This window comes from Novosphingobium sp. Sphag1I (assembly GCF_056279125.1).
On sequence record NZ_JBWBQS010000008.1, the window covers coordinates 76,445 to 98,326 of the forward strand.

Consider the following 21,882-nt stretch of genomic DNA (forward strand, 5'->3'; position numbering starts at 1 on the left):
GCTGGCACCGCGGCGCGACAATCGCCATATGCCGATCCATGGACGATGCGCTTCCCACTTCCCGCCCGCTGACCTTGGCTGAAAAAGGCCTTGTGGCAGATATGTTCGGGGATGCGGTCGATCCCGGTCCGGTGCGGGTGCATCGCCGCCGATGGTGGTGGCTTCAACCGCGCAATGTGGTGATGGCGCCGCGCGGATCGCTGCATTTCCATCCCGACAGTCCGCTCTGGCACCCCTGTTTCGGCCATGGCACATTGGCGGCGCAAGGGCTGTTCATCCACGAAATGGCCCATGTTTGGCAGCATCAGGCGGGCATCAACCTGCTCCTCCGACGGCTGCCCTTCTGTCGATACGATTATGATTTGCACTCGGCCAGAACCTTTGCCGATTACAATATTGAACAACAAGCCGAAATCATCCGCCACACATTCCTGCTGCGCCATGGTGCGCAATGGGAAGATGCACCGCGCCTTGCCGATCTGGAACGGCTGATACCTTTTGGCCGGGGCAAATAGCGTATCGCGCGGGGCTTGACCCGGCCCGATCCTGGCTGTTCATTCGGCATCAGGATCGGTGTCAGGGGGAACTTGTTTGGCCGCGCAGGATAATCAGCTTCAGGCCGCCTTGAAATCGCGCCATGTCTCGATGATTGCCATCGGGGGCATCATCGGTGCGGGGCTTTTCGTCGGATCGTCCAGTTCGATTGCGCAAGTCGGCCCGGCGGTGGTCATGTCCTATGCCTTGGCCGGGACGGTGGTGCTGATGGTCATGCGGATGATGGCCGAAATGGCGGCCCTGCGCCCCGGCCTTGGCGCGTTCACCGAACTGGTGCGCGATGTGCTGGGGCCGCGCGCGGGGTTCATCTGCGGCTGGCTCTATTGGTATTTCTGGGTCATCGTCGTGCCGATCGAGGCGATTGCCGGGGCCAAGATCCTGCATCTATGGATCGACGCGCCGGTCTGGGCGATTGGCGTCGCTTTGCTGGGCATGTTGACCGGGGTGAACCTGATGTCCACCCGGTCCTATGGCGAGTTTGAATATTGGTTCTCGCTGATGAAGGTGATCGCCATTGTCGCCTTTATCGCCATTGCCGGGGTCTGGGCCTTTGGCCTGACATCGCCCACCGGCCCGACATGGAGCAACCTGAGCGCCCATGGCGGCTTTGCGCCCAAGGGGTGGGGCGCGGTTCTGGCGGGCACGGCCAGCGTGATATTTGCCCTGACGGGGGCGGAAATCGCGACCGTGGCGGCGGCCGAATCGCATGAACCGGCCCGCACCATCGCCCGCATCACCAGCAGCGTGGCGGCCCGGATCATCCTGTTTTACGTGCTTTCGCTGCTGTTGATCGTGGCGGTCATGCCGTGGACGGACATTGTGCCGGGAACGTCACCTTTTGCCATTGCCCTTGGCCACATGGCGATCCCCCATGCCGAGTTTCTGATGAACCTTGTCGTGCTGGTGGCGGTGCTCTCCTGCCTCAATTCGGGCATGTATGTGACCAGCCGCGTGCTGTTTGTACTGGCCGACAAGGGGGACGCCCCCGCATGGCTGGTGGCGGTGAACAAGCGCAAGGTGCCCGCCCGCGCCATCCTGATTGCCAGTCTTTTTGGCTATCTGGCGCTGGCCGCATCGGTGATCTCGCCCGAACTGGTGTTCTCTTTTCTGGTGAACGCATCGGGCGCGCTAATGCTGTTTGTCTATTTCGCCGTCGGTCTGGCCCAGATTATCCAGCGCCGCCGGATCGAGGCGGAGGGCCGTGAACAGATGCCCATCCGCATGTGGCTGTTCCCATGGCTTTCCTATGCCACGCTGGCCGCGATCCTGAGCATTCTGGTGGCGATGATGTTTGCCCCCGCCCGCCGGGTGGAATTGATCAGCAGCCTTGTCACGCTGGGCATTGCGGCCGGTTTCGCGTGGTGGCGAAACCGGCGCGCCTGATTTCAGGCCATCAGGGGCAATTTGCGCATCCTCTGACCCGTGGCGGCAAAGACCGCATTGGCCAAAGCCGGTGCCACCACCGCACAGGGCGGTTCGCCCATGCCGCCCGGATCGGCCTGACTCGGGATCAGGTGGATCGCGATGCGCGGCGCCTCATTCATGCGCAGGATGCGAAAGTCGTGGTAATTCGACTGCTCTGCCATCCCGCCCTTCATGGTGATTTCGCCGAACAGCGCCGCCGAAAGGCCGAACACCACCCCGCTCTCCACCTGCGCCTCTATGCCCAGAGGGTTGATCGCCAGCCCGCAATCCACCGCAACCGTCACACGCGGCACGCTGATCTGTCCCTCATCCACCTTGGCCTCGACCACCGCGGCAATATGCGTGCCCCATAGTTTCAGCACGGCCATCCCCATACCATGCCCCGGCGGCAAGGCGCGGCCCCATCCGGCCTCTTTCGCGGCGCGGGTCAAGACGGCACGGCTGCGCGCATCCTCCATCAGGGCCAGCCGATAGGCCAGCGGATCCGCCCCCGCGCCATGGGCCAGCTCATCGATAAAGCTTTCCACCACAAAGCATGAGCGCAAGCCGCCCACCCCGCGCCACCAACTGGTCGGGACCGCGCTTTCCACCTGTTGAAACGTGACGTGATGGGCCGGGACGGCATAGGGCATTTCCACAGCGCCTTCGATCGCATCGCCATCCACGCCCTTGAACCCGTCGCCCATCAAACGGGCCATAATCGATGAACCGGCGATGCGGTGTTCCCATGCAACGGGCCGCCCCTTTTCATCGACCTTCGCGCTGATCCGGTCGGCATAGGCAGGGCGAAACATGTCGTGCTGGACATCTTCCTCGCGGCTCCACACCAGTTTGACAGGATAGGGTACAGCCCGCCCCAATTCGACTGCGCGCAGCACCATGTCGGTTTCCAGACGTCGCCCGAAACCCCCGCCCATTTGAAAGTTGTGAAAAGTAACTTTCTCCTCACCGATCCCCAAAGCCTTGGCCGCATCGCTCCGCGCCTGAGACGGCACCTGCGACCCGGACCAGATTTCGCAGCCTTTTTCCGTGACATGGATGGTGCAGGCCAAAGGCTCCATCGCGGCATGGGCCAGAAATGGCTGGTGATAGGTGGCGGAAATTTCGCGCCCATGCGCGGCTTTCAGGTCGCCCTGTGACTTGGCCGAATGGCCGGGCCGTTCCAGCGCGGCGTCAAGATCGGCGACAATCGCGCCCTGTTCGGCCGGTTTTGGCCCCGCCGCCCATTGCACATTGGCCGCCACATAGCCTTGTATCGCGGCCCAATAATGATCGGCCACGACAAAAACGACGTCGCGCCCCTTCACCACTTTGACCACGCCCGGCACGGCCAGCGCCGCCTTTTCATCCAACCCCGCCAGCATGCCGCCATAGATCGGGCATTGCGCCAGCGTCGCGACCTTCATCCCCGGCAGACGGAAATCGATGCCGAATTGCGTCGCGCCGGTGATCTTGGCGCGGCTGTCCATCCGGCGCGTGGGCTTTCCGATCAGGCGCAGATTCTGGCGCAGGGGGGCGTCCTTGGGCAAAACCGCCCCGGCGATCAATTCGCCCATGGGGATACGCCGTTTGCCCGACACCACCGCACCGTCGACCAAATCGCACAGGCCCGGCGCAACACCCCATTGCCGCGCCGCTGCCTCAATCAAAGCCACGCGCGCACGGGCCGCGGCCTGCCGCATCGGCTTGTACACTTCGCGGATAGAGGTCGAACCGCCGGTTTCCTGAATGATCGGCGCAAATCGGGCCGCGTCGCCATCGGGGATGCTGACCCGCACCTTGTCCAGACCGACGCCGATCTCCTCAGCCACCAGCATGGAGAGCGAGGTGATCACCCCCTGCCCCATCTCGGTCTTGGGCAAGGCCAGTTCCACGCCCTGCGCCGTAATCGAGATATAGCCATTGGCCGCCAGCGTTCCGCCACCACGGGCCCCGCGCGCAACCGGCACCACCAAGGCCGCGCCAACCGCCGCCGCGCCCTGCAACATGGTGCGGCGTGAAATTCCGCCCTCGCTCATTTCACGCCTCCCGCCGCCAGTTTCACCGCCTTGCGAATGCGCGGATAGGTGCCGCAACGGCACAGATTACCGCTCATCCCTTCGTCAATCGCGGCATCATCGGGTTTGGTATTGGCCTTCAACAGCGCGCAGGCCGCGATCAATTGCCCCGGTTGGCAATATCCGCATTGGACCACATCAACCTCATCCCACGCCTTTTGCAGCGCGGCGCCCTGAGGATCATCGCCCAGCCCCTCGATCGTGGTGACATCCTGTCCGATCACCGCACGCAAAGGCGTCTGGCAACTGAAATAGCGTTGGCCACCGATCAACACGCCGCAGGCCCCGCAAAGCCCGACGCCGCAACCGAATTTCGTGCCCGTCATGCCGACTATATCGCGCAAAACCCACAAGAGCGGCACATCGGCGGCACTGTTGTCCACGCTGTGTTTTTGCCCATTCACACTCAAGATGATTGGCATGACAATTCCCCCTTGGGGCGGATGCTAAACCAAGGCGCATAAGGGCGAAAATACGCAAAGTTGGCGCGGGTTTGCCTCTTTGCCGCGGCGCGTCCTTCTGCAATGATCGCGCGCCTGTGTGATCGAGGGGAATGTTACCATGCGCCGCAAATTGAGCCTGCCCATGGCCGGAATGGTCACACTTTCCGCCCTGATCGCCGCGCCCGCCGTCGCCGCACCGGTAAAAGCAGCCGCGGGGGCAGCCGCCTTTCTGGGGGGCGTGATGGCCGATGCGGCCAATGCCGATGTGTTAAACAAGCGCTGCGACACGATCCTTGCCGAAGGCACCCGGCGGCAGAAGCAGTTGGAGGCGGAAAAGGGGCCGGCAACGCTGGCCACGCTGCAACGCTATGATGATCTGTCGCAGGTTCTGTCGGGCGGCGCTGGTGAATATGGCCTCTATCGCGAAGTCATGGCCGATGCCGCGCGGCGCGATGCCGGGGCGGCGTGTGAGGTGCGCCTGTCACAGGCGGGCAATGCCCTGTCCCTGTCGCGCCCGATGTATGACCGGTTGAAAGCCATTCCGCAAAAGGGGCTGGATGCGCCGACGCGGCTCTATCTGACCCGGACCTTGCAAGGGTTTGAGCGGTCAGGCGTGGCCTTGCCCGAAAAACAGCGCGAGGAAGCACGCAAATTGTCCGACCGGATTTCCGAGGTCGGCACGGCGTTTGAAAAGGCGATTGCCGATGGCCGCCGCACGGTTTCGGCCACGCCCGATGAATTGTCCGGCATGCCCGCCGATTTCATAGCCAGCCACAAGCTCGGCCCGGATGGCAAAATCACCCTGTCCACCGATTACACCGACATCGTGCCGGTCATGGGCTATGCCCGATCCGAAGATCTGAAAAAGCGGTTGTATGAGGCCAATGTCACGCGGGCCTATCCGGAAAATGACGCTCGGCTGACCGAAATCCTCAACCTGCGTCAACAACTGGCCACGCTTCTGGGCCGCCCGAACCATGCGGCGCTGGTGCTGGAAGACAAGATGCTGGATACGCCCGCCAAGGTGGATGGCTTGCTGTCCGACATGGCGGCGGTCGCGCGGCCGGTCGGGATGCGCGACTATGACCGCAAATTGAAACTGTGGCAGGGCGACCATCCCGGCGCGACATCCTATGGCGCGTGGAACAACAATTTCCTGACCAATCAGGTGGCCAAGGCCGATTATGCCTTCGACCGATCGGCACTGCGCCCCTATTTCGCGTATAATCGGGTGCGCGACGGCATTCTGGCGCTGACGCAGGAATTGTTCGACGTGACCATCCGTCCGTGGAAAACGGCGGTGTGGGACAAGGATGTCGAAGCCTATGAAATGGTCGAAAAAGGACAGGTCATTGGCCGCTTCTATTTCGATTCCCACCCCCGCCCCGGCAAATATGAACATGCCAATGCCGTCCCCCTACGTCCCGGAATAAGGGAGGCGGGCATAAAAGGCGTCAGCGTGCCCGTCGGCGCTTTGGTGATGAATGTGTCGACCGGCGGGGCCAATGGCGGATTGATGGAGCATCATGACGTGGAAACCTTCCTCCACGAATTCGGCCATATGCTGCACCACATCTTTGGCGGGCAATCGGCGCGCTGGGCCGGGCAAAGCGGGGTTTCGACCGAATGGGACTTTGTCGAGGCGCCTTCACAGATGCTGGAGGAATGGGTTTACGATTACGACACGCTCAAACGCTTTGCCGCCAATGATGCGGGCGAGGTGATCCCGCGCGATCTGGTGGAAAAGATGAACCGGGCGCGTTACTTCGATCTGGGCATGCAGGATATGCGGCAATTGGGTTTCAGCAATATCTCGCTGGGCCTGCACAAAGGGCCCGCGCCCGCCGATCTGGGCGCGGCAACGCGGCGGCTGGACGGGGCCTATGCCATCCTGCCCCCGCCCGAATTTTCGCAATTTCAGGACAGTTTCGGCCATCTGGTCGGCTATTCGGCGGTCTATTACACCTATCGCTGGTCAAAGGTGATTGCGCTCGACCTTTTCAGCCAGTTTGCGAAGAACGGATTGCATGATCGGGCCACGGCCACGCGCTATCGCAATCTGGTGCTGGCGCCGGGGGGCAGCAAGCCTGCCGCGCAACTGGTACAGGATTTTCTGGGCCGTCCGATCAGTCTGGACGCCTACAAGGCCGAATTGGCGAAAGATAAGTGAGCGGGGATAAGTGATGCGTTTCTGGTTCTTGCCGCTTCTGGCGCTTTCAACTCCAGCCATGGCCGCCGATCTGGAATCGCAAATCCGAGCCATCCTTGCCAAACCCGCCATCGAGGGCACCCGCTGGGGCGTCCGGGTTGAGGATAAGGAGGGCCATGTCATCGCCTCCATCGCGCCGGATGAAAGGTTTCAACCCGCATCGAACACCAAGGTCTTTGTGACGACCGCCGTGTTTGACGCCATGTCTCGCGCGCCCTTTCCCAATGCGGGCAATGGCGTGCGGATCGAGGAGGATCATGGCCGAAAGAATATCGTCATCGTCGGGCGCGGCGATGCGATGATGAAGGACACGCCCGATTGCGCGAAGGATTGCCTTGCCGCTCTGGCCGATGCAGTCGTAGCGGGTGGGGTCAAGCGCGTGGGCGATGTGATCGGTGACGATACTTTCATGCCTTATGACCGCTGGGTCATTTCGGATCGCATCCGGCCCGGCACGCGCACGCAAATCTCGGCGCTGACCATCAATGACAATGAATTGGTGATTCTGGCCAATCCGGGCGAGGCCGTGGGCGCGCCAGGCCGAGCCGCGCTGGAAATCAACGCGCCGGAAATGGAAATCATCAACCAGATCACCACCGGCCCCGCCGATTCCCGTGCCGAAGTCATGGTCGACATGGTTCCGGGCACGCGGCAGATCCGCCTGCTGGGCTCACTGCCCCTTGGCGGCAAGGAGCAGAGGCTGGATTTCGACATTGACGATCCGGCCGATTATGCCGCGATCCGTCTGGCCCAATTGCTGCGCGAACGCGGGGTAAAGGTTGCGGGCAAGCCCCGCGCCCGCCATGCGCCGATGGGGCCGGTGGATCTGATCCCGGCACCGGTCACGCCCACGGTGCAAGCGCCCGATCTTGCCACCCTCACCCCGCCTGATCTGATCGAGGATCTGACCATTACGTCAAAGGTCAGCCAGAACCTGCACGCCCATCTGTTCCTGAAAAAGCTGGCTTTGACGCAGGGCCTGCCGCCCTCGACGCCCGCAGGCCGCATCGTGTTGAACCAGACCATCGCCCGTGCGGGACTGGCCGATTGGACGCATGATTTTTATGACGGATCGGGCCTCTCGCCCGACAATCGCATCACGCCGCGCGCAATGGTGCAATATCTCCATTGGGTCGATGCGCAACCTTGGGCGGCACATTGGCGCAAGACCCTGCCCATCGGCGGGGTGGATGGCACGATTGGCCGCCGGATGAAAAACCCGCTTCTTCAGGGCAAGGTCTTTGCCAAGACCGGAACCCTGCTGGCCGCCAATGCGCTGGCCGGATACCTGACCACGGCCAGCGGGCGCGAATTGGTCTTTGCCATTTACGCCAATGACCGGCCTTCGGGCGCGCCTTCGGTTCTGCCCGCGATGGACGAGGCACTGGCGCTGATCGCATCGGCCAACTAACGGGCGTTTCATGAGTATCCATCAGCCGCAACGGCACCTTCACAGCCTGCACGCGATGCTGCTGGCGCTGGGCATGATCATGTCCACCGATGCGCTGAAAACCGCGCCGACGATTGTCGCCTCGATCGGCCACTGGAATTTCCTTGGCCTGTGGGTGGCGGGCGCAGTGATTTCGATCATCGGCGGATTGTCCTATGTCGAAATGGCCGCCGCCTTTCCCGATGCCGGGGGCGAATACAGCTTTATCCGCCGCGCATGGGGCGAAAGGGTGGGCACGCTTTACGCGTGGTCGCGCTTTGCCATCATGCATACCGGATGGGTCGCGTTGATGGCGCATCTGGCCGCGGACTATATTGGTGCGCCGCTGGGGCTGGCTGCGGGCGGGCGGTTGATGCTCTCGGTCGGGCTGGTGATGGCGATGACGGGGTTGAACATCGCCCATGTCCGGCTGGGCTTTCTGACGCAGGCCGCGCTGGTGGTGATGGTCGCGCTGGGTTTCATCAGCGTCATTCTGGCGGGCGCAATTATGCCCGCCGCGCCCCTGATGCCCGACGCGCCGCGACCCGACATGGGCAAAATCGCCGTGGCGCTGATCTACATCTTCCTTGCCTATGGCGGGTGGAGCGATGCGGCCACCCTGTCGGCCGAGGTGCGATCCGGGCGGCGCGGTATGTTCATCGCCGTCATCGGCTCGATCAGCCTGCTGGGCGTGATCTATGTCGCGCTCAACTGGGCGCTGATGCGGGGGCTGGGTGAACATGCGCTGGCCCATTCCGTGGCCCCGGCGGCGGATCTGGCGCGCATGGCCTTTGGCTGGCCCGGACAGGTGCTGATCATGGTGGTGGTGGGCATATCGGCGGTGGCCAGCATCAATTCCACCATCATCGTTTGCGCGCGCACCACCTATGCCGCGGCGCGCGATCATCCCGGCCTTGGCCGCCTTGCCCATTGGCATCCCACGCGCGGAACGCCAACGCGCGCGGCGCTGGCGGTGGGCGGCGTATCGCTGTTGCTGACCCTCCTTTCCGCGCTGACGGGCAGCGGGTTTAATGCGATGGTGGATTACATGACGCCGGTCTACTGGCTGTTCATCGGCATGGGCATGGCCGCCGCGATCCGGTTGCGGATCATCCATCCCGATCTGCCCCGCCCGGTCAAGACGCCTCTGTTTCCGTTGTTCCCTGTGCTGTTCCTGATGCTGGCGGCCTATATGCTCTATGCCTCCTTTGTTCAGTTGGGGATGGGCGCGGTGTTTGGCGCGCTGGTTCTGGCGATGGGTGCGGGGCTGGACTTTCTTTTGCGCCGCCGCGCACATGCATACGCAAAATAGCGCTTTAGCCCGGTCTTGGCGCGGTCATGTAGGCGTGCCACAAGGCGCCATCCTTCTTGACGGAGCAGAACCCATGAAACGCCTTTTGACCGCCGCCGCCCTCCTTGCCGCCCTGCCCGCCGCGGGCCACGCGCAGGACGTCACCCGCATCCCCGGCGGCGCGACCTCGCCCATTCTGGCGGGCGTGTTCGTTCCGGCCAAGGCCGACATGCTGATCCTGTCGGGTCAGGTCCCTGCGCCCGTCGTTCAGGGCGGCGCCCCCGACGCCATCGCCACCTATGGCGACACCAAGACGCAGGCGATCAGCACGTTCAAGAAAATCGAAGCCCTGCTCAAGGCGCAGGGTTATGAAATGTCGGACGTGATTAAGCTGACGGTGTTCCTGGTCGGCGATCCGGCCAATGGCGGCAAGCTGGACTTCAAGGGTTTCAACGAAGCCTATAGCCAGTTCTTCGGCACCGCCACCCAGCCCAACAAGTCGGCCCGTTCGGTGGTGCAGGTTGCCGCTCTTGCCGGTCCGGCCTTCCTGGTGGAAATCGAGGCGACCGCCGCCAAGACGCCCAAGAAGTAATCCGGCAAGAAGTAATCGACCCAACAAAAAGGGGCGGCGGGGAATTCCTCCCTGCCGCCCCTTTTTTGTGCCCGGTGGATTATTCCTTCGGCCCGGTCGGATCGACGATTTCGGGCGTGGGCACCGTAAAGACCCCCGCATGGCCCGCCGCCGCGCCCAGATCCTCGGACGAGGTCAGGCTGATCAGCCATGGCGAGAGCAACAGCCCCAGCGCCAGCGGCGACAGCCACCAGCCAAGGCTTGTGCTGTAAAAAAAGGCCGCGGCAAACAGCGCGCCAAGAATCAGATGTTCGCGCAAGGACGGGATCAGATCGCGCACCGGCAACCGCCGCGCCTCACGCGCCTGTGTGTTCCAGCCCGACGGCACGCCCATCAACAGCGCCCCAAGCGCCTTGGTCTGGGTCACCATCGTCACCGGGGCCAGCAGGATGGACAGCACCACCTCCAGCCCGACCGAGCGCAAAATGCCCCCCGCCCCGCCAAATTCGCGCGAGCGTTTGGCATCCGACATCATCCACAAAACGCCCATCACCTTTGGCCCGAATAGCAACACCAGCGTCAGCCAAAGGACGTTGATCGGCATCCCGCCGCCCGCCTGCCATTCCCCCGCCGCGCCCATGCGCAGGATCGAGGTGATGACCAGCAGCAACCACCCCGGCGACGTCAGATAGGCCGAAGCGCCCAGCAACAGATGCAACCGGTGCGTGAGGCTCAAGCCCGATGCGCCCAGCAATTGGAGATGTTGCAGATTGCCCTGCATCCAGCGCCGGTCGCGGATGGCGAAATCGACGATGCTGGGCGGGAATTCCTCGTAACTGCCGCCGATCATGATCATGTGAACGGCCCAGCCCCTGCGGCGCAGCAGGGCGGATTCGAACATGTCATGGCTCTGGATCGCCCCGCCAAAGGGCGGATTGCCCGGCAATTGCGGCAATCCGCAGCATTCGGCAAAGGCGCGCGTGCGCACAATCGCATTATGGCCCCAGAAATTGGCCTCCGACCCCGACCACCACAACAGCCCCGCCGAAGCGATCGGACCATAGGCCTCGCTGGCAAATTGCATCCAGCGCTGGAACAGGGTGCGCGCATTGGTAATCATCGGTACGGTCTGCAACAGGCCGACCGATGGACGCTCCTCCATGATAGCCGCCATGCCGACAATCGCATGGCCGCTCATCAAACTGTCGGCGTCCAGCACCAGCATATTCTCATAGGCCCCGCCAAAGCGACGGACCCATTCGGCAATGTTGCCGGGTTTACGCTCGGTATTCTGGGTCCGGCGGCGGTAAAACAGGCGTATCGGCAGGCGCGGCGCCAGCTTGGCCCATGCCGCTTCCTCCAACGCGCCATGATCGGGGCGCGAGTCGCTCAGGATGAAATAATCGATCCACGGACCGCCGCCCGATGCGGCAATCGAATGGCCCATCGCCTCGACGCGGGCAAAGACTTCCTCGACGCTTTCGTTATAGACAGGCATCAGGACGGCGGTGCGATGGCGCAACGCCTTGGCCGGACTGGGGATTTCGGTGAAACCGGGATGCTCGCCGCTGATCAGTTGCATAAAGCCGATCAGCGAGGTGACAAAGCCAAAAGCCACCCAGCTGAACAAAGGCACGAAACAGATCAGCAGCGCGACCTCGAACCAATCCAGCCCGTCGAGCGAGAATTGCACGCGCAGTTCGCTGGACGCGGCCAAACTCAAAACCGCCGTCAACAGCGCCAGCAAAAGCCGCTTCATCCCCATGCCGTGGGGGCGCGTCAAAACCTCGATCCGGCCCGGAGGATTGCCGAACAAATCCTGTACCGGCATCTCCAGCGGCGATTCCGGGGGGAGTTGGGGCAGGTTTATCACGGCCTCACCGTTTTGATCACCGTCTCGCTCAACGCCCCGCCATTGCGGCGCAGGAACAGGCGGAACTCGTTCTGCTTCAACCCGTCAACGCGAATGTCCAGCGTCACGCGCCACAGATCCTTCTGTCCTTCAACCGGCATGACATTGTTCAACAATACCGCCCCCTTGGGCAGATCCGTCACCGCCTCGACACGGCTGTCCCGGTTCAATCCGCGCAGCGACGCGCCCGCGAAATCGAAGATATAGCGCGTGGCCCCGGCAATCGGATCACCGCCCGGAATACCCCCCGGCCCCATGAAGTAATCGACGCAAATGGCATTGCCATCGCCCATCATGTCGCCCTGTCCCCAACGCAGGCGATAGGCGAAATCGCGGCGGTCACCGGCCCGCGCCGGTCGGTCGGAAATCCACATAGCGGCCATATTATCAACATTTTCCGAGATCGTGTTCATCTCGTACAACATGACCTCGCCCGGCCCCCAATCCCCCTGCGGTTCGACCCAGAGCGAGGGACGGCGGTTGTAGAAATTGAGGTCGTCCTGATAGTGGTCAAAGGCCTGATCGCGCTGGATCATGCCAAAGCCCTTCATACTGTCGGCGCGCAGCATATGGACACGCGGCCCCGGCGGATTGTCCAGCGGGCGCCAGATCCGCTCTCCATTGCCCGTATGGATGGCCAGACCGTCGCTGTCATGCACTTCCGGGCGCCAATCACCGGGCGTGTTGCGCTGGGCCTGATCGAAATAATACATGCTGGTGATGGGCGCCAAACCCAGCCGCCGGATGTCGCGCCGGATGAACAGCGATGCACGGATGCCATGTTCCACACCGCTGGCCGAACGCTGGATATCGAACGCATAGGCACCAGTCAGCGAAGGCCCATCGACCATGGCATGGATCAACAGGTGATCCTCGCCCTTCTGCTCGATCCAGAAATCGGTGAAGGCGGGAAATTCCTCCGGCCCCGGCATGGCGGTGTCAACCGCCACGGCGCGGGCGGACAGGCCATATTGCCCCGTCGGCCCCACCGCACGGAAATAGGACGCGCCAAGCGAAGCCAGCCAGTCGCCCCACCCCTTTGTCTCCAGCACGCGAAAACCTGCGACATCGACCGATTGCCCGCCGCCGAACAGGCCATGCGTATCGATGACCGTGCGCGCCATGCCGCCTTCGACAACATGGATGTTCACACGGTCGGGCGCCGTATCGCCCTTGGCCGGGAACAGGCGCAAACGGCCCGCGATTGTATCGGCGGGCTCATAGCTCAACCGCGCATGGGCGTCGAAATCGGGCACGGTCTTGGTCGCCAATTGCCGCGCATAGGGTTTGCGCGCCCGCAACTGCGCCTGTTTGACCAGATCGTCCCATGCAAAAACCCGTGGCGGGCCGAACCGTCCATCGGTTTTGCCGGCCGCCCACGCGTTCCCGGCCAAAACCGTCAATAAAGCACCAAATCCGCTTTTCGCCACGTCCCGGCGGGTCATTCCAAAAGTCATCATGATCCTTTGTGGTCGCGTCGCCAACCGATGATCACCTGATCGCCCGGTTGAAGAGCGCTAGACAAAACCTCGCTACGGCGACCGTCATTGGCCCCCAGCGCGACGGCAACGAAACGCGGTGCGCCATCGCTGCCTGAAACGTAAACGCCGCTCTGGCGACTGCGTTCCTCACCATGCAGGCTGAAAGTGAGGGCGGCATTGGGAACCAGCAGAACATTTTCGCGTTCGGCCAAATCAATTTGCGCCGAACCGTCCAGTCCGGGCAACAGATTGGCCCCCGGCTTGTCCTTGTCCGGCGGGGCAAGGGCAAAGATTGCCTCGCGCCCGCCATGGGCCAGACGGTCGACACGGATCAGCGTGGCGCTGCGTTCGGCATCGCTTTTGCCATCGATCAACACGCGGGCCCCGGCCTTGGCCGCCAGACGCCCCGCATCGCTTTCCGTGATCGGCACCGTCATGATCAGCTTTTCCGGATTGGCCGCGATGGTGCAAAGCGGTTGCCCCGCATGGACCCATTGCCCCGGCGCCACCGAACAGGCCACCAGATAGCCCGCAAAAGGCGCCCGCGCCATGGCATTGCCCATCAGGGCGCGGTCTTCCTCCAGCTTGCGCTCACCTTCGGCGATGGCATCCTGCGCCCGGCCCAGATCGATCTGCGCGCGTGAAACATCGGCGCGCGCACCCTCCATCTCGTTGACCGAAGGCACCCGCCCGCCCGATTTGCGCCACACGCTTTCATAGCGGTCCAACCGCACCTGATGTTCACGCAGGGTGATCTGGGCGCGCTGCTGGGCCTCCTTGGCGCTTTGCAAGGCGGCTTCGTTGGCGGCGATGCTGCGGGCAACGGCCTGTGTATCCAGAACCACCAGTTCCTGCCCCGCCGCGACCCGCATGTCGCCGGGCGAGGTCAGGCTGACCACCACGCCATCCTGCGCGGCGGCAATCGTCACCTCGCCTTCGCCATGCAGAGTGCCGCGCAGCGAGAGCGTGGGCGTCAGATCGCCCCTTTCGACCGGGGCGGTGAAATAGGGCGAATCCGTCCCCACCAGAAAGCGTGTGAACAGCCAAAGCGCCGCAAACCCGGCCAGCAGGACCAGCAACAGCACGACCAGTCCGCGCCGCCGCCGGGGCCTTTGCGCGCCCAGCAGACTATCGGTTGGCGACAGTTCAACCACAATGCGCCTCCTCGCCCATACCCTTCTCGCTCCATTGGCGGATGGTGGCAAGGGCGGCGGCATGGGCGGCCATGATCTGCGCCTCACGCGCGGCCAGAACATTGGCTTCGGCAATATAGAGCGCGGCAAATGTCGTCGCCCCGCCGCGATAGGCGATGCGCGCCGTGGCCAGAACCGCCTCGGCCTTGGCCAGCAATTCGTCGGCATCCCCCTTGGCCGTAACGGCATTGCTAAGCGGCATGGGCGATGTCTTTTCCAACCTTGCGCGCAGCGAACCCGCATCCTGTCCGGTCAGTCGCGCCAGATCGGCCAGCGCAAGGTCACGGGCATTGCGCGCCGCATCCTCGTCCGTGGCGTTCAATCCGACCATGACCCCGGCCATATCCTCGTCCAGCCCCGGCACCAGCCCGGCTTCATGGCGGAAATGGGCGATTTCGGCATTGTCCGCCCATGGTGCCATCATCGCATGGCGGGCGGTCAAACGCTCCTGCCACGCGCGCAGGCGCAGATAGGCCTCGGCCACCGCTTCGGCCTTGCGCAATCTTTGCGCGGCGCGATCGGCCTCCTCGGCATGGCGCTTTTGCTTGGCCTTGTGATGCAGCGCGCTCTGAATCCTGCCGCGAAACCCGCCGGGCGCCGGCATGCAAACCGGCGGCATGGATGTCAGCGCCTGCGCCACCATATCATCAAGCAACGCGTCGCCCGATTGGCGCCACCATGGCCCCGATGTGGAAGCTTCTGAAATTTGTGAAGAACCGGCCTGCGTAGGAACGCCCGTCTGCGGCGTACAGGCTCCGCAGGCAAGGATGAGCGCCGCAGCAACCCCTTGGAAAGAGGCCCAGCGTTGGGGAAACATAAGTTTGTGCACCCCACGTGCTTAGCAGAAGGAAAGCTGAACAGGGTACAAAGACCACTCCATCCATCGCGCATGGGCAACGCTTTGGCGGTCAACCTGTGACAAATCCGGGGTTTGGGATGGTGAAAGGTCGGGCTTGATTACTGCGTCAAATGGAACATAATAAGAACATATGAGAATCATAAACGCCCCTTCCCCGCTTTACAGCGATGCGCCGCCGATCCGCCGGTGGAGTTGTGGTGTCGACGCCATGGATGCCGCGCTGGGCGGCGGTCTGGCCTATGGATCGATGCATGAAATCTATGCCGGAGAGGTGGGCGATGCCGCCGCCGCCGCCGGTTTCACTCTGGCCGCGGCAACTGGGATGAGTGGGGGCGGGATAAGCGATGGTGCAAATGGTACGCCGCGCCCGATGCTGTGGTTGCGTTCACGGCGCTGTGTCGGGGCGGTGGGCGTGTTTCAGGGGGCCGGTTGGGCGGATTTAAGCGGGGCGCATGATGGCGGGCTGATGGGGGTTGTGGGTGACACCGTCGGGTTGATGCGGGCGGCGGTTGATGGGCTGCGCTGCGGGGCGCTGGGCGCGGTGGTGATGGAATGCTGGGGGGCGATGCGCGAACTCGATCTGACCGCCACGCGCCGCTTTGCGCTGGCGGCCGAACAATCGGGCGTGCCGCTTTTCGTGCTGCGCGTGGACGCCGCCCCCGCGCCCAGCGCCGCCCGCACCCGGTGGCAGATTTGCGCCGCCCCTTCGCAGGGGCTGGCACAAGCCGGGCCGGGTCTGGCGCCGGGGCGCGCCACCTTTGATGTGACTTTGTTGCGCCAACGTTCGGGGCCGTCGGGCCTTGAATGGCGGCTGGAGTGGGACCGTGAGCAATGCCAATTCCGTGAAGCGCTATCTGGCGCTGTGGTTTCCGCGCCTGTCCACCGACAGGTTCCGGATAGAACAGGGCGACAGCACGCCGCCTGATGCGCCTTTGGCCATGGTGGCCAAGGTGCGCGGGGGCATCAGGCTGGGCGCGGTCAATCGCGCGGCGCGGGATCGGGGCATGAGCGTGGGCATGACGCTGGCCGATGCGCGGGCGGTGCTGCCCGAACTGATCGTGGCCGATATGGACGAGGATGCCGATGCCCACTGGCTGATGCGTCTGGCGCGGCGGTGCGATGTATGGTCGCCCCATGTGATGGTGGCGCCCCCCGATGGGCTGGTGCTGGAAAGCACGGGCGTCGATCATCTGTTCGGCGGAGAGGCCGGATTGGCCGCGCAAATCGAAGACGCGATGACCCAGATCGGCATGGACATCCGCATCGCCGCCGCCCCCACGCCCGAGGCGGCGCAGGCATTGGCGCATTATGGCGCATGCCCGGTCAGGGATGGGCCGGTGAGAGATGGGCCGGTCAGGGATGAGGACGCCGCGATCCGCGCCCTGCCCATTGTCGCGCTGGGGTTGGACGGGGAAGCCACGCTGGCGCTGACCCGGGCGGGGCTGAAATCGGTCGGCGATGTGGCGGGGCGGTCGATGGCCAGCATTGCCGCGCGTTTCGGGGCCGATGCGGTCACCGCCCTGCGCCGCCTGCTGGGTGAGGAACAGGCGCCGATCGCGCCGATCACCCGCCCGCGCCCGCTGCGTTTTGAACGGCGTTTTCCCGAACCCATTGCCTTGCAATCGACCGTAGCGGCCTGTTTCCTTGACCTGTTGCATCAGGCCGCCGCCGCGATGGGGGAACGCGATCTGGGCGGGCGACGCTTTGCCCTCACCCTGTTTCGCAGCGATGGGGCGCGGCATCGGTTGATGATCGAAACCGGCCAGCCCACGCGTGATCCGGCGCTGGTGCTGCGGCTGTTTGATGAACGGATCGCGGCGCTGGCCGATCCGCTTGATCCCGGCTTTGGCTATGACCGGATCACGCTGTTCATCCCTGTGGCCCAGCCTTTGGCCGCCAGTCAGCCCGAGTTGGACGGCGCGGAACAACAGGATGCCGCGCTGGCCGAATTGATCGACCGGTTAAGCACGCGCTTGGGGCCGCAGGCGCTGCGCCGTCTGGTGCCGCAGGACAGCCATATGCCCGAACAGGCGCAACTGGCCCTCCCCGCGATGAATCTGCCCACTCCCCGCCGATGGCCCGCCCCGCCGCCCGGAGAGCCGCCCCTGCGCCCCCTGTTCCTGTTCGATCCGCCCCAGCCGGTCGAGGTCATTGCCGAAGTGCCCGATGGTCCCCCGCACCGTTTCCGCTGGCAACGTAAAATGTATGAGATCCGCCTGTATGAAGGCCCCGAACGCATCGCCGCGCCATGGTGGCGGCGCAAGGAAGGCGAGACCCCCGGCATGGGCGGATTGACCCGCGATTATTACCGGGTCGAGGATGTGCGCGGGCGGCGTTACTGGATCTTTCGCCACGGGTTGTATGAGGAAAAGCCCGATCCGAAATGGTATATGCACGGGCTTTTCGCATGAATGCCCCCGCATTTGCCGAAATGATCGCGGCCAGTAATTACAGCTTTCTGCGCGGGGCATCGCACCCCGCCGACATGGTGGTGCGGGCGGTCAGATTGGGCATGGTCGGCATGGGCATTGCCGACCGCAACAGCGTGGCGGGCGTGGTGCGCGCGCATAAGGCGTGGAAGGAGTTGGGCCGCGAGGAAAGCGGGCTGAAACTGGTGGTGGGTGCGCGGCTGGTTTTTGCCGATGATACGCCCGATATTGTCGCCTATCCGACCACGCGGCATGGCTGGGGGCGGCTGACGCGCTTGCTGACGCTGGGCAATCGGCGGGCGGAAAAGGGCGATTGCATCCTGCGCCTGCCTGATCTGCTCGATCATGCCGATGATCTGCTGCTGATCGCGACGGGACAGGACCGCGCGGTGGTCGAACAATTGCGCGAGGCGCGGCCCGATGCGGTCTGGATCGCCGCGCATATGTTGCGCAGCGGGGCCGATGCGCGGCGTCTGGCGCAGGTTCAGGCCCTGTCGGCGGCCACCGGCGCGCCAATTCTGGCCAGCAATGATGCGCTTTACGATACGCCCGATGCGCGCCCGCTGCACGACATCCTCACCTGTATCCGCGAGGGCGCAACGATCCACACCGCCGGGCGCCGCCTTGCCATCAATGCAGAGCGCTATTTGAAAAGCCCCGCCGAAATGGCCCGCCTGTTCCGGGCCTGTCCCGAAGCCATCGCGGCCAGCATCGATGTGCTGAACCGCATCACCTTTACGCTGGACGAATTGCACTATGAATATCCCCATGAACCCGTGCCCGATGGGTGGGATGCGCAAAGGTGGCTGGAACATCTCGTGCTGGAGGGCAGCCGCGCCTATTTCCCCGATGGTCTGACGCCGGACTATTGGGCCGTGCTGAACGAGGAATTCCGCCTCATCCGCTCTTGCAAATATGCGCCCTATTTCCTGACCGTGCATGACATCGTGCGTCACGCGCGCAGCCTTGATCCCCCCATCCTGTGTCAGGGGCGCGGCAGCGCGGCCAATTCGCTGGTGTGCTATTTTCTGGGCATCACGCCGATTGATCCGGTGCGTGAAAAGCTGCTCTTTTCCCGTTTCCTGTCCGAGGCGCGCAACGAACCGCCCGACATTGACGTCGATTTCGAACATGAACGGCGCGAAGAGGTCATGCAATATATCTATGCCCGCTATGGCCGTGACCGCGCCGGGATTGCCGCCACCGTCATCCATTACCGCCCGCGCAGCACGATCCGCGAAGTGGGCAAGGCATTAGGCATGAGCGAGGATGTGACCGCGCGCCTGTCCTCGACCATATGGGGCAGTTGGGGCGGCGATGTGCCCGATGCGCGGGTGACACAGGCGGGCTTTGATCCGGCCAATCCGGTGATTGCGCGCATGAAAAATCTGGTCGATCAATTGCTGTGTTTTCCGCGCCATTTGTCACAGCATGTGGGCGGTTTTGTGCTGACCCATGGGCGGTTGGATGAAATGGTGCCGATCCACAATGCCGCCATGCCCGACCGGACGTTCATCGAATGGGACAAGGACGATATTGACGAATTGGGCCTGATGAAGGTCGATGTGCTGGCGCTGGGCATGTTGACCTGTATCCGCAAGAGCTTCGACCTGCTTCGCCAGCACCGGCTGGGCGATTATCGGCTCAGCAATGTCCCGCTGGAGGATCCGGCCACCTATCGCATGCTGCAAAGGGGCGACAGTATCGGCACGTTTCAGGTGGAAAGCCGCGCCCAGATGGCGATGCTGCCCCGGATGCGGCCCGGCAAACTCTATGATCTGGTAATTCAGGTGGCCATTGTCCGCCCCGGCCCGATTCAAGGGGGGATGGTTCACCCCTATCTGCGCCGCCGCAATGGCGAGGAGAAGGTGGTCTATCCCAGCCCCGCCCTGCGCGATTTGCTCAAACGCACACTGGGCGTGCCGCTGTTTCAGGAACAGGCGATGAAACTGGCGATGGTCGGTGCCGGCTATAGTGTGGTCGACGCCGACCGTCTGCGCCGCGATATGGCCGCGTTCCGCCGCAATGGCCAGATCGAGGAAAACCACAGACGCAAGTTCATCGCCGGCATGATCGACAATGGCTATGATCCCGACTTTGCCGAAAGATGCTTTGAACAGGTCAAAGGCTTTGGCGAATATGGTTTCCCCGAAAGCCATGCGCAGGCCTTTGCGTGGCTGGCCTATGTGTCCTCATGGCTGAAATGTCGGCATCCGGCGGCCTTCACCTGCGCGCTGCTCAACAGCCAGCCGATGGGGTTTTACGCCCCCGCGCAACTGATCCGTGACGCGCAGGAACATGGCGTGGTGGTGCGCCGTGTCGATGTGAGCCACAGCGCATGGGATTGCACGCTGGAGGAGGGGGGACAGGTTTTGCGGCTGGGATTTTCCCGGCTGGACGGATTTCGGCGCGAATGGGGCGATGCGATGGCGCGTGAACGCAACCGCGCGCCCTATGCCTCGGTCGAGGATCTGGCCCATCGCGCGGCTTTGCCTCCTGCGGCCTTGCGCAAACTGGCCGATGCCGATGCGCTGGGATCGCTGGGCCATTCCCGGCGTGAGGCTCTGTGGGAAGTGCGCCGCAAACCGCCCGCGCAATTGCCGCTTTTCGCCCATGCCGATGCGCCTGAATTGGGGCGCGAAACCGATGCGCCCTTGCCCGCCATGCCCACGGCCGAGGAAGTCATCGCCGATTACCAGACCTTGCGCTATTCGCTCAAAGGCCACCCGATGCGCTTTTTGCGAGAGGCTTTGACGCAGGAGGGGGTAAAGCCCTGTTCTGTCCTGCAAAACGTAAAGGATGGCAGCAAGATCCGCGTGGCCGGCGTGGTGCTGACCCGGCAACGTCCGGGCAAGGGCAATGCAGTCTTTATCACCATCGAGGATGAAACCGGCGTCGCTAATGGCTTGCTGTGGGCACGTGACATGGAAAAACAGCGCGCCGCGGTGATGGGCGCGCGCCTGATGTTGCTCGAAGGCGTGGTTCAGCGCAGCAAGGAGAATGTCGTCCATGTCATGATCGACCGTGTCATCGACCGCACCGCTATGCTGGGCACCTTGACCGATACGCAGACAGATGGGCCCGCCCCCACCCGCACCCATCCGCGCAATGTCCGCATCATGCCCAAATCACGCGATTTCCATTGATGTGATAAAGGCCTCGCTCGCCGCGCTCAAACGCCGGGCGCGGTGGGTCAACATCGAGAACTGGCGGGCGGCAAAGGGCCAGTCGAGACGCACGATCCGCCCCGCCGCCACGCGCGAAGCAGCCGCAAATTCCGACACCGCCGTGATCAGATCGCCGCCATCCAGCGCCTCCAGCACTGCGCCATTGGCGGGCAATTCCAGCCGCACGTCCAGATCCTCCCAATCCAGCCCCGCCTGCGCCAGGGCCATGCCCAGATGCGCCCGCGTGCCCGAACCCTCCTCTCGCAACACCCAGACCGCGCCGCGCAAAGCATCCCGGTCCAGCGCCCGCCCCGCCAGAGGATGGCCGGGCCGCGCATAGAGGCCAAGGCGATCTTCTCCCACCGCCGTAACGCGCAACAGATCGCCCTGCGCCTCGCCCTCAACAAAGGCCAGATCGGCATCGCCCGCCAATACCGCCTGCGCCCCCTCCTGCGTATTGCCCAGCGTCAGGGCCAGTGTGATCCCCGGATGGCGCTGCGCAAAACGGGCCATGCGTGCGGGCAGCCAATAGGTCGCCACCGTCTGGCTGGCCGCGATGCGCAGATGGCCGCGCCGCAATCCGGCCAGATCGTCCAGCGCCTGCGCCGCCTCTCTCGCCCGCGCCAGAACGCCGCGTGCCTCGGGCAGGAACGCTCTCCCCGCTTCGGACAATTCGATGGACCGCCCCACCCTGTCGAACAGGCGCAACCCGTGCCGCCCCTCCAGCACCGCAATCGCCGCGCTGACCGAAGGCTGGGTCAGGTTCAGCGCCTGCGCCGCGCGGGTCATGTTCAGGCTTTGCGCGACTTCAACAAAGATGCGGAGCTGTTCAAGGGTCATTCCATAGAAATAGCCTATCAA

The 21,882-nt window shown here is 63.6% G+C and carries 16 protein-coding genes; 9 read left to right on the top strand and 7 right to left on the bottom strand.

Translation table 11 applies throughout. The annotated features are described in order from the left end of the window. Nucleotides 1–38: 38 nt before the first annotated feature. Both ACZ9HU_RS10945 and ACZ9HU_RS10950 read left to right on the top strand, forming a co-directional pair. Nucleotides 39–515, top strand: a complete 477-nt coding sequence (locus ACZ9HU_RS10945; protein WP_476104897.1) for a vgr related protein — start codon at nt 39–41, stop codon at nt 513–515. A 76-nt stretch (nt 516–591) separates the two neighbouring features. Continuing rightward, the gene (locus ACZ9HU_RS10950; protein WP_476104899.1) at nt 592–1,938 is read left to right on the top strand and encodes an amino acid permease; all 1,347 of its coding nucleotides are present in this window, start codon (nt 592–594) and stop codon (nt 1,936–1,938) included. A 2-nt stretch (nt 1,939–1,940) separates the two neighbouring features. On the opposite strand, the gene ACZ9HU_RS10955 is transcribed toward ACZ9HU_RS10950, so the two are convergent. After that, complete coding sequence (locus ACZ9HU_RS10955) at nt 1,941–3,998, bottom strand: xanthine dehydrogenase family protein molybdopterin-binding subunit (RefSeq protein ID WP_476104900.1); 2,058 nt, start codon at nt 3,996–3,998, stop codon at nt 1,941–1,943. Next, a complete protein-coding gene (locus tag ACZ9HU_RS10960) occupies nt 3,995–4,459 on the bottom strand; it encodes a (2Fe-2S)-binding protein (protein ID WP_476104902.1) in 465 nt (154 codons plus the stop codon). The genes ACZ9HU_RS10955 and ACZ9HU_RS10960 overlap by 4 nt, the downstream gene beginning before the upstream one ends. 139 nt (nt 4,460–4,598) lie before the next feature. Between ACZ9HU_RS10960 and ACZ9HU_RS10965 the strand changes: the two genes are divergently transcribed. The 4 genes from ACZ9HU_RS10965 to ACZ9HU_RS10980 all read left to right on the top strand — a co-directional run bounded on the left by ACZ9HU_RS10965 (nt 4,599) and on the right by ACZ9HU_RS10980 (nt 10,001). After that, nucleotides 4,599–6,650, top strand: a complete 2,052-nt coding sequence (locus tag ACZ9HU_RS10965) for a M3 family metallopeptidase (protein ID WP_476104904.1) — start codon at nt 4,599–4,601, stop codon at nt 6,648–6,650. A 13-nt stretch (nt 6,651–6,663) separates the two neighbouring features. Next, the gene (gene dacB, locus ACZ9HU_RS10970; protein WP_476104906.1) at nt 6,664–8,100 is read left to right on the top strand and encodes a D-alanyl-D-alanine carboxypeptidase/D-alanyl-D-alanine endopeptidase; all 1,437 of its coding nucleotides are present in this window, start codon (nt 6,664–6,666) and stop codon (nt 8,098–8,100) included. A gap of 10 nt (nt 8,101–8,110) precedes the next feature. Beyond that, nucleotides 8,111–9,430, top strand: coding sequence for an APC family permease (locus ACZ9HU_RS10975; protein ID WP_476104909.1), 1,320 nt, complete (start codon nt 8,111–8,113; stop codon nt 9,428–9,430). 73 nt (nt 9,431–9,503) lie between these two features. Continuing rightward, nucleotides 9,504–10,001: a RidA family protein gene (locus ACZ9HU_RS10980; RefSeq protein WP_476104911.1), complete on the top strand. Its 498-nt coding sequence runs from the start codon at nt 9,504–9,506 to the stop codon at nt 9,999–10,001. A gap of 79 nt (nt 10,002–10,080) precedes the next feature. Here the strand turns inward: ACZ9HU_RS10980 and mdoH are convergent, their stop codons facing one another. Genes mdoH through ACZ9HU_RS11000 form a run of 4 tightly spaced genes read right to left on the bottom strand, consistent with a single transcriptional unit; the run spans nt 10,081 to nt 15,383 of the window. Then, the gene (mdoH, locus tag ACZ9HU_RS10985) at nt 10,081–11,853 is read right to left on the bottom strand and encodes a glucans biosynthesis glucosyltransferase MdoH (RefSeq protein WP_476104912.1); all 1,773 of its coding nucleotides are present in this window, start codon (nt 11,851–11,853) and stop codon (nt 10,081–10,083) included. Then, the gene (locus tag ACZ9HU_RS10990) at nt 11,850–13,352 is read right to left on the bottom strand and encodes a glucan biosynthesis protein (protein ID WP_476104913.1); all 1,503 of its coding nucleotides are present in this window, start codon (nt 13,350–13,352) and stop codon (nt 11,850–11,852) included. The genes mdoH and ACZ9HU_RS10990 overlap by 4 nt, the downstream gene beginning before the upstream one ends. Further along, nucleotides 13,349–14,527: an efflux RND transporter periplasmic adaptor subunit gene (locus tag ACZ9HU_RS10995; RefSeq protein WP_476104915.1), complete on the bottom strand. Its 1,179-nt coding sequence runs from the start codon at nt 14,525–14,527 to the stop codon at nt 13,349–13,351. The genes ACZ9HU_RS10990 and ACZ9HU_RS10995 overlap by 4 nt, the downstream gene beginning before the upstream one ends. Next, nucleotides 14,520–15,383: a TolC family protein gene (locus tag ACZ9HU_RS11000; protein ID WP_476104916.1), complete on the bottom strand. Its 864-nt coding sequence runs from the start codon at nt 15,381–15,383 to the stop codon at nt 14,520–14,522. Before ACZ9HU_RS11000 ends, ACZ9HU_RS10995 begins: the two co-directional genes overlap by 8 nt. Nucleotides 15,384–15,555: 172 nt before the next feature. Here ACZ9HU_RS11000 and ACZ9HU_RS11005 point away from each other — a divergent pair, with 172 nt between their 5' ends. From ACZ9HU_RS11005 to ACZ9HU_RS11015, 3 genes are read left to right on the top strand one after another with little or no spacing between them, the layout of a single operon-like run. Further along, complete coding sequence (locus ACZ9HU_RS11005; RefSeq protein WP_476104918.1) at nt 15,556–16,350, top strand: ImuA family protein; 795 nt, start codon at nt 15,556–15,558, stop codon at nt 16,348–16,350. 13 nt (nt 16,351–16,363) lie between these two features. After that, nucleotides 16,364–17,836, top strand: a complete 1,473-nt coding sequence (locus ACZ9HU_RS11010; RefSeq protein WP_476105125.1) for a Y-family DNA polymerase — start codon at nt 16,364–16,366, stop codon at nt 17,834–17,836. Further along, the gene (locus ACZ9HU_RS11015; RefSeq protein ID WP_476104919.1) at nt 17,833–21,000 is read left to right on the top strand and encodes an error-prone DNA polymerase; all 3,168 of its coding nucleotides are present in this window, start codon (nt 17,833–17,835) and stop codon (nt 20,998–21,000) included. Before ACZ9HU_RS11010 ends, ACZ9HU_RS11015 begins: the two co-directional genes overlap by 4 nt. On the opposite strand, the gene ACZ9HU_RS11020 is transcribed toward ACZ9HU_RS11015, so the two are convergent. Continuing rightward, complete coding sequence (locus ACZ9HU_RS11020) at nt 20,983–21,861, bottom strand: LysR substrate-binding domain-containing protein (protein WP_476104920.1); 879 nt, start codon at nt 21,859–21,861, stop codon at nt 20,983–20,985. The genes ACZ9HU_RS11015 and ACZ9HU_RS11020 overlap by 18 nt on opposite strands. Between the last annotated feature and the right edge of the window lie 21 nt (nt 21,862–21,882).